The organism is Candidatus Aegiribacteria sp. (assembly GCA_021108005.1).
Classification (GTDB): domain Bacteria; phylum Fermentibacterota; class Fermentibacteria; order Fermentibacterales; family JCC-6; genus Aegiribacteria.
The window spans coordinates 1-11,839 of the sequence record JAIORS010000026.1 but is presented as its reverse complement, the minus strand read 5'-3'; the positions used below and the strand labels follow the sequence as shown (position 1 = coordinate 11,839).

The 11,839-nt window shown below is 48.3% G+C and carries 10 protein-coding genes and 1 tRNA gene; 8 read left to right on the top strand and 3 right to left on the bottom strand.

All coding sequences use genetic code 11. The annotated features are described in order from the left end of the window. Nucleotides 1-97 precede the first annotated feature (97 nt). The gene (locus K8S15_01935; GenBank protein MCD4774792.1) at nucleotides 98-2,158 is read right to left on the bottom strand and encodes a Na/Pi cotransporter family protein; all 2,061 of its coding nucleotides are present in this window, start codon (nucleotides 2,156-2,158) and stop codon (nucleotides 98-100) included. A 251-nt stretch (nucleotides 2,159-2,409) separates the two neighbouring features. On the opposite strand from K8S15_01935, the gene K8S15_01930 reads away from it, so the two are divergent. The 5 genes from K8S15_01930 (at nucleotide 2,410) to pth (ending at nucleotide 5,532) form a co-directional block, all read left to right on the top strand. Next, nucleotides 2,410-3,315 (top strand): decaprenyl-phosphate phosphoribosyltransferase, encoded by a 906-nt coding sequence (locus K8S15_01930; GenBank protein ID MCD4774791.1) that lies wholly within the window; start codon nucleotides 2,410-2,412, stop codon nucleotides 3,313-3,315. After that, complete coding sequence (ispE, locus tag K8S15_01925) at nucleotides 3,312-4,187, top strand: 4-(cytidine 5'-diphospho)-2-C-methyl-D-erythritol kinase (GenBank protein MCD4774790.1); 876 nt, start codon at nucleotides 3,312-3,314, stop codon at nucleotides 4,185-4,187. Before K8S15_01930 ends, ispE begins: the two co-directional genes overlap by 4 nt. Beyond that, nucleotides 4,166-4,240: transfer RNA gene (locus K8S15_01920), tRNA-Gln, on the top strand. The genes ispE and K8S15_01920 overlap by 22 nt, the downstream gene beginning before the upstream one ends. Before the next feature lie 38 nt (nucleotides 4,241-4,278). Then, nucleotides 4,279-4,959 carry a 50S ribosomal protein L25 gene (locus K8S15_01915; GenBank protein MCD4774789.1) on the top strand — a complete coding sequence of 227 codons (681 nt, stop codon included), beginning with the start codon at nucleotides 4,279-4,281 and terminating at the stop codon, nucleotides 4,957-4,959. 3 nt (nucleotides 4,960-4,962) lie between these two features. After that, entirely contained in the window at nucleotides 4,963-5,532 is a 570-nt protein-coding gene (pth, locus tag K8S15_01910; protein ID MCD4774788.1) for an aminoacyl-tRNA hydrolase, read from the top strand. A gap of 201 nt (nucleotides 5,533-5,733) precedes the next feature. Here pth and K8S15_01905 read toward each other — a convergent pair whose 3' ends face one another. Next, nucleotides 5,734-7,392, bottom strand: a complete 1,659-nt coding sequence (locus K8S15_01905; protein ID MCD4774787.1) for a hypothetical protein — start codon at nucleotides 7,390-7,392, stop codon at nucleotides 5,734-5,736. Nucleotides 7,393-7,536: 144 nt separating this feature from the next. Here K8S15_01905 and K8S15_01900 point away from each other — a divergent pair, with 144 nt between their 5' ends. The 3 genes from K8S15_01900 to K8S15_01890 are packed head-to-tail and all read left to right on the top strand — an operon-like array spanning nucleotide 7,537 to nucleotide 10,595. Then, on the top strand, nucleotides 7,537-8,340 hold the full coding sequence (locus K8S15_01900; protein ID MCD4774786.1) for a hypothetical protein: 804 nt from the start codon (nucleotides 7,537-7,539) through the stop codon (nucleotides 8,338-8,340). Further along, nucleotides 8,337-9,650, top strand: coding sequence for a UDP-N-acetylglucosamine 1-carboxyvinyltransferase (gene murA / locus K8S15_01895; protein ID MCD4774785.1), 1,314 nt, complete (start codon nucleotides 8,337-8,339; stop codon nucleotides 9,648-9,650). Before K8S15_01900 ends, murA begins: the two co-directional genes overlap by 4 nt. A 42-nt stretch (nucleotides 9,651-9,692) precedes the next feature. Next, the gene (locus K8S15_01890) at nucleotides 9,693-10,595 is read left to right on the top strand and encodes a hypothetical protein (GenBank protein ID MCD4774784.1); all 903 of its coding nucleotides are present in this window, start codon (nucleotides 9,693-9,695) and stop codon (nucleotides 10,593-10,595) included. 178 nt (nucleotides 10,596-10,773) lie between these two features. Here the strand turns inward: K8S15_01890 and K8S15_01885 are convergent, their stop codons facing one another. After that, on the bottom strand, nucleotides 10,774-11,814 hold the full coding sequence (locus K8S15_01885) for a hypothetical protein (protein ID MCD4774783.1): 1,041 nt from the start codon (nucleotides 11,812-11,814) through the stop codon (nucleotides 10,774-10,776). Nucleotides 11,815-11,839: the final 25 nt, after the last annotated feature.

Sequence of the window (11,839 nt, the reverse complement as noted above, 5' to 3'; positions counted from 1 at the left end):
CATCTGCAAAAATTTCCGGTCAACCTTTGACCGGATACAACTTGATAAATCTCTCAACGCTTAAAGCAATTGTCAACTCACAGATACTGCACTATTGTCAATACATATCATCGGTTCCGTGCCAGACGCCACCGCCAACAAGGGATTGGGCTATGTTTGTTAGGTGATCGCCGATACGTTCACAGTAATCTGTAAAATCAAGTAACGCGAGCTTCTTCAATCCGTCCTGGCCGCTGCTTGTAAGGTAGTCAGTGTAATATCTTCGCGATTCGTCCTCGAGCATGTTGAGTTTTGACTCAAGAGCAAGAACCGTCAGAGAGGCTTCTCTGTCGTGAGATTCGAGGGACAGTCTTGTAGACTCCAGCATCTTACTGACTATTGAGCATGCCTCGACAGAAACCCTAGCCAATTCCCCCGAATCAAGATTAAGGTTTCCTGATATCCTGTTTCTGGTCTCAACGATATTGACAGCATGATCGGAAACTCTTTCGAGGTCATTAATCGTATGGATTATGACTGGCAGTTTCAGGGATTGGTCCTGATCAAGAGTCCGCTGAAAGAGTTTTGAGGCATATATGGTAAGATCCCGCTGCATTTCATCAACTCTGTCTTCCATGGACATTATCCTGCCCGGTTTTGGATAACCCTTGAAAAAGCAGGATATAGCACCCTTTACAGTGGCTTCCGAGTAGGTGGCCATTTTAACCATTTCACGTTCGAGGTTATCAATTGCAAGGGCAGGAGAATCCAGAAGATTGTCATCAAGTATCAGTTCAACCTCATTTCCATTATCCTCTTCTCTCTCCGGAATAATGAAACGACACAGTTTTGCAAGAAGCGGAACGAAGGGAAGAAAGAGAAAAGCGTTGAAGAGATTGAACATACTATGAGCATTGGCTACCTGCCTGAGGGTATTACCAGATGTTGATCTTACGAAGTTGAGCACAAACCCGTTGTTGTTGGATATGAGCAACCCCATATATATGGTGCCTATAACATTAAAAAGAGTATGTGCCATCGCTGTCTGTTTTGCCGCTCTGCTGCCGCCTATTGCCGAAAGCTGGGCGGTTATTGTAGTACCGATGTTATCTCCCAGCACAAGGTAGAAAGCTCCCTGCAGGCTTATCAGCCCTGTCCCGGCAAGCGTCATGGTTAATCCTACGGTGGCGCTTGAACTCTGTATAATTGATGTGACAAGTGTTCCGGCAAAAACCGCGAGCAGCGGATTCGTGCTGAAATTCATGAAGAAGTTCTTTACTGCCATACTGGTCTTAAGGGGGCCAAGAACATCCTTCATGAGTGTCATACCAAGAAAGATAAGACCCAGGCCTACTATAGCTTTGCCCCAGAACTGAACGCGGCGTGTTTTAGCAAAGGCAAACATGGAGAAACCGACTGCGACAATTGGAAGAGCGTAATGCGTTAGTTTGAACGCTATCAGCTGTCCGGTGATTGTAGTACCTATATTGGCGCCGATTATTACACCGACAGCTTGCCTTAGAACCATCAGGCCGGAATTGACGAAACTCACCGCTATCACTGAAGTAGCACTGGAACTTTGTATAACTGCGGTCATGAGAGCACCGGCCATCAGTCCCAGTACCCTGTTGCTGGTTACCTTTTTCAGTACACTCCGCATTTTGTTGCCGGCAACGGTCTGAAGTGATTCGGACATCATCTTCATACCAAGCAGGAAGATAGCCAGACCACCAAGAATCTGGAAGATAATACTCTTTAGATCTACTGCCAGCGCTGAGAAATGAATTCTCTCCTCTGACCCGTCGGGAAGTAACACACGAGCCTTAACCTTGTTATTGCAGGTTTTATCGCCCAGCCTGAGCGAAATAGCAGCGTATCCATCGGAGTCCGTCAGAATCAATACGGTCGAAAAGGCTCCCGATACCGTATCGCCTTCCAGTATCAGAGGATCTTCGCCTTCAAAGGGATAAGCAAGAGTACCGCCATCGGAATTCGTTTCAAACTCAACGCGGATTCCGCTGACCGGGTTGCTCCGGGAGTCAAGCACTCTTATCTTGAGAGGCTGTTCCAGCAGGGTCTCTATTCTGCCGTGCTGGGAATTACCGAATTCCAGGACGGTGAAATCCTGTGCTGCAAGTATAGACAGTAATGAAATCAGGAGAATCAGAACCGTTCGCATAACAGCCTTTCAACTCCGGATGAGCCGGTTACTGAGAATTCATGTATCTGGCATGGGCCGGAATGTACAGCAATCCAATACAAAACAGCAACGATAAGATTATACCTCAATGACAGGTGGAATATACAGAATTTGCGGTTGAAGGGAAGAAGTAATTTCCCGAAAAGCACCGCAGTGATCAGCTGTCAGACTATATGTATAACTGTTTCATAGCCATCCCATGGATTATTATACCGGTTATGAATAAGTTTATGGCTATTCTGATCAGTCTTAGAATAAGATCCTGGACAAAAAACCTCTTCGTCTTTGCCGGGATACTATTCGCGAATCACTGGAACAGTCCGGAAGCTGTTGGTATAACCGCTCTGGGGGCTCTTGGATTCTGTCTGCTGTCAAGCTCAGTATATCTGACGAACGATATAGCCGACCGAAAACGTGACAGGCATCATCCGGAAAAGAAGAATCGCCCGATTGCCTCAGGGGCACTTCCCGTGCCAACAGCAGCGTTTACTGCTTTTTTTCTGGCCACAGGTGTACTTGTAGTCTCCTGGCTGCTTGCACCGACTTACGCTCTGGTTCTCAGCGTATATTTTGTTATGCAAATGTGCTACTCCTTCAGACTTAAGCATGTTGTTATCCTCGATGTTCTTATCATAGCCACCGGATTTGTCCTCAGGGCTATAGCAGGGGTAACACTGGCCATGGATGCCGGATACACTGATGTATCCATATCTCACTGGCTTATCGTATGCACATTTTTTCTTGCCATATTCCTCGCCTTCGCCAAACGACGCTCCGAGGTCATTTCTCTCGGCAGTAACGCTGCCGGTCACAGGGAAATCCTTGAAGAATACAGCATTCCACTGCTCGATGAAATGATGGGTATAGCTACGGCAGCGAGTATTATCGGTTACTCGATATACACAGTAAGTGATAGAACGATGGAACTGGTTTCCACCAAACTCTGGCTTACCATACCTTTTGTTACCTACGGAATATTCAGGTATCTTTATCTTATTCATATTAAAGGCCATGGCGGCAGTCCTGACAAACTTCTTCTTTCTGACAAACCATTGCTGTTGAATATCCTTCTCTGGGTTGTCGCTGTTGCATTATCTTTAACTATGTACCCCGGCACGGAATCACTCCCGGTGTGAATGTCACCCTTGAGGCCAGAGCGAAGATCAACCTCGGGTTGGAAATCCTCGGAAAAAGATCTGACGGCTTCCACGATATAAGGAGTATTTTCCAGGAGATTACCCTCAGTGATACCATCCGTATATCAATAGAACCTGGAAGCGGCGAACTATCGTTATCATGTTCAACCGATGACATTCCATCGGATTCTTCAAACCTTGCATGGAAGGCAGCTGAAGCGTTCCTGAGCCACTCTCAGGAATCGCTTGATATCGAAATCAACCTGGAGAAGAATATCCCTTCGTGCGCTGGTCTTGGTGGCGGAAGCAGCGATGCCGCAACTGTCCTTAAGGAACTCCGCCAGTTTACCGGAAGGAAAGATATTAATTTGCTTAAGATCGCCTCCAGGCTGGGAAGTGACGTGCCTTTCTTCATACGGGGCGGGGCGGCTTCAGTTGAGGGCCGCGGCGAAATCGTTTCAAGTATTCCTGTTATTCCCTTCTACGCAGTTCTCATTCACCCGGATGTAAGGATATCCACTCCATGGGCATACAGAGCCTGGGATGAAAGTATGATCACATCCTTGACAAACAGCACTATGATTAGGCATTATTCAGCCTCGTCAGCAGTATGGCATGAGGGTAAGCCTTTTCCGCACGATTTGCGGAATGACTTCCTTCCACTGCTTGAGAAACACTTCCCTGAAATAGCGGAACTGGCGCAATTTATGACAGACAGCCAGTGCAGTAACTGGGGTTTGTCAGGCTCAGGGCCAACTTTTTACGCTCTTTTCAGAACGAAGAGCGGGGCAAGTTGTTTCTCGGAAACACTGCAGGGGGATTTTACCCTGTGCAGGTCAGCAGAAACTGCTGGGGCGTCGTCAAATGGTTAAGACGCAGGGTTTTGGTCCCTGTATTGGGGGTTCGAATCCTCCCGCCCCAGCCATAATCCCGGTGTAACCGGGAGGAAGAAAGGATATAGTAATGCCTGAGAAAAAGTCATTGAAAATCGCCGAACGTACTGAGTTCGGTTCAAGAGTGGCAAGGAGATTGCGCCATTCCGGTTCAGTTCCCGCCGTGGTTTACGGAAGAGGCGGGGGTGAGCTTAACGTCACCATTAACGAAAAAGAATTCATGGACGAAATAGGCTACTCCAGCTCAACCGGGATTGTCAATCTGAAAATGGGGAGGAAGTCTCCGCTTACGGCTATCGTAAAGGATGTCCAGTGGGACATAATTTCCGATAAACCTGTCCATATCGATTTTCTGAGGGTGTCCGCGGATCAGATAGTCTCAATCCCGGTACATTTACACCTTGAAAACATCCCCGTCGGCGTTAAAATGGGTGGAGTCCTCGAACATGCTCTTCATGAGATCATTATAAAGGTAAGAGCAAAGGATATCCCGTCAGCCATTAACGTTAACGTTGAAGACATGGATATTGGTGATACAATACACCTTTCGGAGATCGAATTACCTGAGGATATGATTCTCGATATGGATAGCAGCCTTGTGGTCGCTTCCGTTGTTGCGCCCAGTGTGGCCAAGGTCGAGGTTGAAGAAGAGGAAGAAGAGCTTCTTGAAGGTGAGGAAGGCGCTGTCGAGGGCGAAGAACCTTCCGAAGGAAAAGCGGAAGAAGAATCTTCTAAATCCGGAAAGGAATAATCCTTGTCAGTTCCCCGTCTTGTTGCCTGCCTTGGAAACCCCGGGGATAAGTACAGCATGACATGGCATAACGCCGGCTTCTGGGCAGCCGATATACTGGCGCGGGAAGCCGGCGTCCATTTCATAGACGCAGGGCTTTTCAAAGTAACCGTTATTCCCGATGGCCCTGATCTTATCAAGCCAACAGTCTACATGAACAGAAGCGGCAAATCAATCGCGGCATTCCTTGACAGCAGGGGCTACAACGCCGAAGAGCTGCTTGTTGTCTGTGACGATATCAATCTCGATCTCGGCAGACTCCGTCTTCGGAACAGCGGTTCTGACGGAGGCCATAACGGCCTTAAAAGCATCATCGATTCACTGGGTACCGAGCAGTTCCCCAGGCTCAGGCTGGGTATCGGGCCTCCGCCCGGAGGAAAGGACCTTGCCGATTACGTTCTGGATACAGTACCGGAGAAACTAGAGGAGGAAGCTTCAGTTATGGCGCACAATGCCGCTGACTGCGTCCTCCTCTACATAAAGGAAGGACTATCCTCTGCCCAGGAAAGGTACAACAGAAATCCATCTGATTAGCCTTGATATTTAATCATCCCACTGTATTTCAAGCTCTTTGTCCATACCTGGAAATACCAGTGTTGCAGCGGATATATATCCCTCACCAATCTGAATAGTCGTATCAACAAGAAAGCAATTGTAATAATGCAAATTCTTCAGAGACTGCAGAGAATCTATTTGTAGAATTATGCAAGTGTCGCAAGTGACGTCCGACCCCCTCTAGATTGCCGCGAATACCTGAACGACCTGTCCTATGAATGCGGTCATTCCTGTACCTGAAACTCTGAAGTTCTGTTTCATTCCTCCATCAACAAAATCGACGGACGATTCAAGCCATACCGGCTCGGAGTCGATAGGAGGCACTTCAAGACCGGACATTGCTATTGCCATGTTCACATACCCCGGAATGTTGAGAAGCATCGCCATCTCGGATGAACTGGAAAAGCTCTGCATCTCAGGCATTTCTCCCGCGGTCTCGCCTTGATAAGTACCATCAAGCAGCTGTGGTACAGTTAAAGGTTCGGGAGCCATTTCAAGGTAGAGAATACCATCCTGAACGGTCATCCAGGCGGTCCAGGCAACACTTTCAGTAAGGGGCATACTGTTTACAACACTGTCGGGCTGTAGAGCTGTCATATCCATGTTCATACCGAATGTAATCCACTCATAACCTTCGTAATCAGCGTACTGAACATCGGAAAGAGTCAGTCCCGGCATTTCCATTACCTCAGAAAGCATGGAGAATTGTATATCGTAGGCATCCTTCACATCCTGAAGTGATGAGCCTTCAGGCATTTCGTAAACAGCCACGATATGCATCGGATTCTCGTCATCAATTGTCATTGATATCGCTGTATTTTTTGCGGTTTGAGCCCAGAAGTCAACCATGTTCTGTGGAATATTATCGATATTCATCGCGCTGAAGACAGCGTTCATCGCAGCGGTACTGGTCAATGGATCAAGGCTCAACCTTCCGACCATAACGTTACCTGCTGGAATCATATTTGTCATATCCTGGTTTTCAACAGGAATTATGTACTGGTCAAGCGAAGAACCCGGAACGAATTCTACGGAAGAGAACCCGGTGATGTATTCCGGTTCAAATGATAGAACGCAGCTCATCGATTTCGTTTCAGTCAGTATAAGACTGATAGCGTCAAAATACAGACCCATAACATTTTGAGTAAGCTCAACGTCCATATCATTATCGCTGGTCATTTCAGAGAGTATCTGGGGCTCCAGCATCGCGAGCTGGCTGGCGATCATCGGACCGAACGATGCGATGTTCGCATACATGTAGAAGCTGCCGTCAGGTATTCCCGGTAAACCGTGCGGAAGGCTTCCGTCAATACTCGCCAGCATGCTCTGAAGCCCTGCCCTGCTGCCGGCTCCGAGAAGCAGGCCATCCGTGTAACAGAAGTAGATATTACCGAAGTCAACGGCTATCTTGCTGACTTCGTAACCATCCAGCGGTTCTCCCGCTTCAGGCGTGATTCCGATATTGGCCCAGAATATATCCGGGTCCGAAACAGTCAGAGCCGCCCCTATACTCTGGGGCATCATACTCTCCATGAAAAACACCAGGTCTCCATTGATATCAACGCCCAGTTTGCTTTTCACCTCGGACATATCCGAACAATCAAGAGCGGAAAGAATCCATCCTGATATTGCATTCTCGCCAAGGATAGCTACGCCTGAAGCGTAACCGTCAAGAGATGAAATAGCGGCCGCTGGGTTGACCACTGCCATGGAAAACAGTGTATTCTCAGGGAGTATATCCAGTGACGATGCTGAAGAACCCTCCTCCTGGTCCGGCTGCGCGCCGCATGCGACTAAAAGGGCCGCAAACGCAACTGATAATACTGCAATTGCTTTCATGATTCCTCCTTATAACTGAATAGACTAAAAACAGGGTACACGCATTGTTACACAATATTATAAACTATTCCAGATTTGCCAAAATATGAGGGTATTCATGTTTATCGGGTTTTCAAATCCACTTCCTGCAATTAGAATATGGTTATGAAAAACGAACCGGACCTGTTTTCAAATACCGGCGACAACGGAGAAGAATTCAGAATTCTGTTTCTTGACACCGAAACCACCGGAGTAGACCCTGAAAGCGTTCATATCTGTGAAGTTGCATTTCTTCTCAGTACGTACGAAGGCTTCATCAGAAAACCTCATAATGATGTCTTACTGCAGGAACTGATACTTCCACCTGAACCTGTGCCACCAGAAGCTTCAGCAATTCATCATATAACCAACGATATGCTTTCGGACAAACCCTCTATCGTTGATATCTCCGGTGATATCGCGGAAATTGTCGGCAAAGCTGATTTCATTTGCGCACATAATATTCCCTTCGATTTTACAATATTGAACAGGCAGCTTCCGGAGATTTTCGGGGAAATAGGGGAAGATATGAAACTCGACTCCCTGAGATTGTCAAGACATATATGGCCCGCAATACCTTCCCATTCTCTGCAGGCCCTCCGGTACAGGTTCAATCTGGATACTGATATCACAGGCGATGCCCACAGAGCCATGTTCGACTCTGAACTGGCCAGGGCTCTTGTTGAATACATACTTCATACGGATATTGTTACCCCTGACAGCTGGGCGGATCTTGTTGCGTATACTCAGTCTGCCCTCGAAGTCAAGATATTTTCCTTTGGAAAGCACCGAGGGAAACTGGTGGAAGATATCGCAGCTCAGGACAGGGATTATATAAAGTGGCTAATGAGACAGAAATGGATTCCATCTGACTACCCCGACCTGTATCAGACTCTGCTGGACAAAACATCTGTAGAGAGAAAACCATGAGCAATCCTCCCCCTGACAGCTATATAGTTGAGGGGGGAAAACCACTATACGGAGTCCTGAAGCCCTGCGGCAGCAAGAACGCTGCTTTACCGATTCTGGCTGCCTGCCTTCTGACGGGCAGTGATGTTACGCTGCACAATCTTCCAGATATTCGCGATGTGAGAGCAATGTTATCACTCCTTGAAAGTATTGGCGTTTCAATCAGCCGTCTGAGTAGCGGATCCTTGCGTTTGAACGCTTCCAGCATTAACCCTGACAACATCGACATCGCAACCTGCAGGGAAATCAGGGCTTCAATTCTTCTTGCCGGACCCCTGACTGCAAGAACAGGCCGCGTCAAACTGCCTCCTCCCGGAGGCGATATCATCGGAAGACGCAGGCTTGATACTCATTTCCTCACACTTGAACAGATGGGAGCTGATGTCAGCTTTTCCAGCAGGATGCTGTCTTTCTCGGCAGAGAGGCTCACCGGGAAGTTCATTTTTCTTGACGAACCTTCGGTTACAGCCACCGAGAACGCGATAATGGCAGCAACACTTGCGGAAGGTGAAACGGTAATCTACAACGCCGCCTGCGAACCCAACGTTCAGGACCTCGCGAATATGCTCACTTCAATGGGAGCCGGAATAACAGGTATTGGAACCAACCGGATCGTTATATCCGGGTCAAGTACTCTTCTTAATGGAACAGAACATACAATAGTACCGGACCATATTGAAATAGGCAGTTTTATCGGGCTTGCCGCATGCTGCGGAGGAGTGGTTCGGATACCAGATGTACCCTCGAATATCATAAACCCCACCATGAACGGATTTTCCAGACTGGGCGTATCAACCGATACCGATGGAGAATACCTCGTAATTGATGGCACACGGAAGCTGGAAGTACAACCTGACAGGGGCGGTTCGATCCCCACAATCTATGATGCGCCCTGGCCGGGGTTTTCTCCGGACCTGACAAGCACCGCGGTAGTGGTGGCAACCCAGTCAAGCGGAACATCACTTATTTTTGAAAAGATGTTTGAAAGCAGGCTTTTTTTCGTTGACAAGCTTGTTTCTATGGGTGCAGCTATTATACAGTGTGATCCTCACCGCGTTGTTGTTTCAGGACCCTCCAGGCTTCATGGAACTGACGTTAGCAGCCCGGATATAAGAGCAGGTATGGCTCTTCTCACAGCAGCCCTTTGCGCGGAAGGTACCAGCATTATCCGAAACGTACACCAGATCGAGCGCGGTTACGAGAATCTGGTGTTCAGACTTAAGGATCTCGGTGCAAGTATAACCGCAGGGCCAAGTTACGAAAGTCACTGAATTACCTGCATTCTTTTTCGCACATTCAATTGGAGTACAATAATGAAAACCACTGCAGTTCTTGCCGTACTGACAGCAATACTTATTTCCTGCGGAGATGATCCCACCGGGATTGAGGAATGGCCCGATGGCGCCTGTCTCTATCTATCCAGTATATATGCTGACACAGCCCTTTCGTGGTCTCCGGGAGGAAGCGTACTGCTGTTTTCCTCGTATGCGTACTCATCCAACTGCATCATGGGTTTTGACGGTATTACCGAGCCCGTTGTCGTTGCTGGTTCTAACAATGACGAATCATGCGGCCCCAATGGTTGCTGGAGCGCCGATCAGGGACTGATAGTGTATACAACCTATGATACCGACTCAAGCTCAAGTGTAAGAACCGTTCCTGGAAACCTTGGCGCATTACTGGTTGTAATCAATGACGGCAGGAATCACCTGCATCCAACCTGGACCGCAGACGAAGATTCCCTGCTTCTATGCTCATACGTAAACGATCACTGGGGACTTTGGAAGACCGAGTACAACGAAGACAGCCTTCTTACTCCCGCTGAGTTCTATGCGCCCCAGCACGATTGTCTTCGTCCCTCCTTTTCCCCCGATGGCCAGTGGATTCTATTTGAGCTCTCCTACGGCAGTCATTCGGACATATGGCTTATCAGGCCGGACGGCTCCGATCCACATGCTGTGATCGAAGACTCCTTTGACAACATTCATCCATGCTGGGGACCCGAAAACAACTGGTTCGCTTTTTCTTCTGACAGATCAGGCAACTACGAAATCTGGATAAGCAACCTTGACGGATCCAGCATAATAAAGGTGACAGACGATCCGGACGAGGATATTTATCCAGCATGGAATCCGGGACATGGCTGGTTTGTTTTCTCTTCCAACAGGAGAAGTGGTGGCTCGAATTACGACATTTTCAGTATCGATGCTCCCTAAAGGGGTCGGACGTAACTTGCGTTTAAGGGGGTCGGACGTCACTTGCGGCACTTGCCATTTTATGCAAGTGCCGCAAGTGACGTCCGACCCCTTCTGGTTAGCCGCAAGTGGCGTCCGACCCCCTAACAAAGAAGCCCCCCGGCATTGCCGGGGGGTTCTTCTGACTTTTCAGTCTTCTCTAGCTGTTCATCATGGTGTCTATTACTGCCATCAGGCCAGTAACAAAGTTGGGATCAGCGGGATTAAGTGACGTCCCCTGTCCCTCACTTATGCACGTGAACCACGCGAACTTGAAGAATTGCTGGGCGAAGGCCAGCGAAGCGGCCGTGCCCTTAAGCTGAAGATTAGACACAGTTTCATATCCTTCGTACTGTAAACCGCTGCCGAAGGTGTAATCGCTGGTCAAATAATCAAGTGCCCAGGCTGATACGCAACCCAGGAGTGGATCTCCAAATTCGCCCCTGATGTCCTGCAGCATGCAGCATCCAGCGAGTGCGTCGTAGAATAGCTGTCCTCCCGGAGAACCGGATGTATCGAATACCCGATAATCGTAGTTAACCTGGTCATCAGCATTGATCCATACGTAGTAGTCGTCTCCACCGAGATTCATTACTGCAAGAGGTACTGTAATGTATACCCATCCTCCAGAGATGCTGTCTACTGCACAATGAAGCGTAGTATAGCTGTTCACAGCTTCGAATATCGCCATCACACCGTTATTGACCGGCGTGAAGCGGTAGGACATCGAAACATCGTCAACTATGTCATGAATCTGTTCACCAACCCATACAATACCTGAGTCAGCGGTTTGCTCGAGTATCGGGTTCAGCACACCGTTGGGAAGATCAGGGTGCAGACAATCGAATTTTGTCCACATGGTGTCCTGAATCTGCGATTCAGTGAATTCGCTCAAAGGGAAGCTTCCAGTCTGTTTCTGCATTGCCATGTAGAAGTAATCGTCAGCGATTCTCCATACATCGGGCAGATACAGTGCCGCCCAGCCGGCACCTAAATATGCTTCAGGCAGTGCTGGGTCGATATCGATGGCATCGAGGAAGTAGTCAAGGGCCATCTGGAAATCAGCAGCATGGTACCTTTCCCAGCCCAGGTCAATAAATCCCTGATACCTTTCTGGAACCGGGATATCAGTTGGATTGTCCGCACAACCGCCGAGCAGCATGAGGGAGCCCAGGATTGCTATTGCTATTATCTGTTTCATTTCTCCCTCCTTCCTACTCTATCCG

Excerpts from the sequence above, each read along its gene's own strand:
- K8S15_01900 (MCD4774786.1), top strand. The coding sequence starts at position 7,537 with ATGAAAAACGAACCGGACCTGTTTTCAAATACCGGCGACAACGGAGAA.
- K8S15_01890 (MCD4774784.1), top strand. The coding sequence starts at position 9,693 with ATGAAAACCACTGCAGTTCTTGCCGTACTGACAGCAATACTTATTTCC.
- K8S15_01885 (MCD4774783.1), bottom strand. The coding sequence starts at position 11,814 with ATGAAACAGATAATAGCAATAGCAATCCTGGGCTCCCTCATGCTGCTC.
- K8S15_01905 (MCD4774787.1), bottom strand. The coding sequence starts at position 7,392 with ATGAAAGCAATTGCAGTATTATCAGTTGCGTTTGCGGCCCTTTTAGTC.
- murA (MCD4774785.1), top strand. The coding sequence starts at position 8,337 with ATGAGCAATCCTCCCCCTGACAGCTATATAGTTGAGGGGGGAAAACCA.
- K8S15_01915 (MCD4774789.1), top strand. The coding sequence starts at position 4,279 with ATGCCTGAGAAAAAGTCATTGAAAATCGCCGAACGTACTGAGTTCGGT.
- K8S15_01935 (MCD4774792.1), bottom strand. The coding sequence starts at position 2,158 with ATGCGAACGGTTCTGATTCTCCTGATTTCATTACTGTCTATACTTGCA.
- K8S15_01930 (MCD4774791.1), top strand. The coding sequence starts at position 2,410 with ATGGCTATTCTGATCAGTCTTAGAATAAGATCCTGGACAAAAAACCTC.